Here is a 1,328-nt window from a genome sequence, read left to right as displayed (position 1 = left end):
GGGCTGCGGAGGTGCCGCCGCAGGGGGGAAGGGAGCCGGAGCCGCGGCGAACGCGGCGCCGGCGCCGCTCTCCAGCCGCTCCAGCCTGCTGAGCAGGGCGCTCTCGTCCCCGTAGGCGGCGGGCAGGAGCACCCGGGCGCAGATCAGCTCCAGTTGCAGCCGGGGCGAGGTCGCGCCGCGCATCTCGCCCAGGCCGCTGTTGACCAGATCGGCGGCCCGGCTGAGGCGGGCCGGGCCCATGGCGGACGCCTGCGCGGACATCCGCTCCATGACGTCGACGGGAACGTCGATCAGGCCCTTCTCGGCCGCGTCCGGTACGGCGGCGAGGATCACCAGGTCGCGCAGCCGCTCCAACAGGTCGGCGACGAAACGGCGGGGGTCGTGACCGCCCTCGACCACGCGGTCGACGACCTCGAAGGCCGCCGCGCCGTCGGAGGCGGCGAAGGCGTCGACGACACGGTCCAGCAGGGCACCGTCGGTGTAGCCGAGGAGGCCGGTCGCCATCGCGTAGGTGACGCCCTCCTCGCCCGCTCCGGCGAGCAACTGGTCCATCACCGACATCGAATCGCGCACCGAGCCGGCGCCGGCTCGCACCACCAGTGGCAGCACGGCGGGGTCGACGGGGATGGCCTCCGTCTCGCACACCTGAGCCAAGTAGTCGCGCAGGGTGCCCGGGGGCACCAGCCGGAAGGGGTAGTGGTGGGTGCGCGAGCGGATGGTCCCGATGACCTTCTCCGGCTCGGTCGTGGCGAAGATGAACTTCAGGTGCTCCGGGGGCTCCTCGACGACCTTGAGGAGGGCGTTGAAGCCCGCCGAGGTCACCATGTGCGCCTCGTCGATGATGTAGATCTTCCACCGACTGGAGGCGGGGCCGAAGAACGCCTTCTCCCGCAGCTCGCGGGCGTCGTCCACACCACCGTGGGAGGCGGCGTCGATCTCGATGACGTCGATCGAGCCGGGGCCGTTGCGCGCCAGGTCGAGGCAGGAGCGGCACTCCCCGCAGGGGGTGGGGGTCGGGCCCTGCTCGCAGTTCAGGCAGCGGGCCAGGATGCGGGCGCTGGTCGTCTTGCCGCAACCGCGTGGGCCGCTGAAGAGGTAGGCGTGGTTGACCCGGTTGTTCCGCAGGGCCTGCTGCAGCGGGGCGGTCACGTGCTCCTGCCCGATGACCTCGGCGAAGGTCTCGGGACGGTAGCGGCGGTACAGCGCGAGGGACGACACGACTCCGACGATATCGGTCCGCACCGACAGCGGGCCCCGACCCGGGTCGGGGCCCGCCGGCGTTCGCGATCGTGGCGTCCACGCGCCGGGTGGAGTGGAGGGGGCGGAGC

The 1,328-nt window shown here is 72.7% G+C and carries 1 protein-coding gene; it reads right to left on the bottom strand.

Annotated elements, in window-relative coordinates:
• Positions 1 to 1,218: DNA polymerase III subunit gamma and tau (locus tag FNQ90_RS23460; RefSeq protein WP_182608182.1), on the bottom strand; the 1,218-nt coding region annotated here is incomplete at its 3' end.
• Between the last annotated feature and the right edge of the window lie 110 nt (positions 1,219 to 1,328).

This window comes from Streptomyces alkaliphilus (genome assembly GCF_014141535.1).
GTDB lineage: Bacteria > Actinomycetota > Actinomycetes > Streptomycetales > Streptomycetaceae > Streptomyces > Streptomyces alkaliphilus.
The sequence above is the reverse complement of the archived record's forward strand: the minus strand, read 5'-3'. Positions and strand labels throughout refer to the sequence as shown.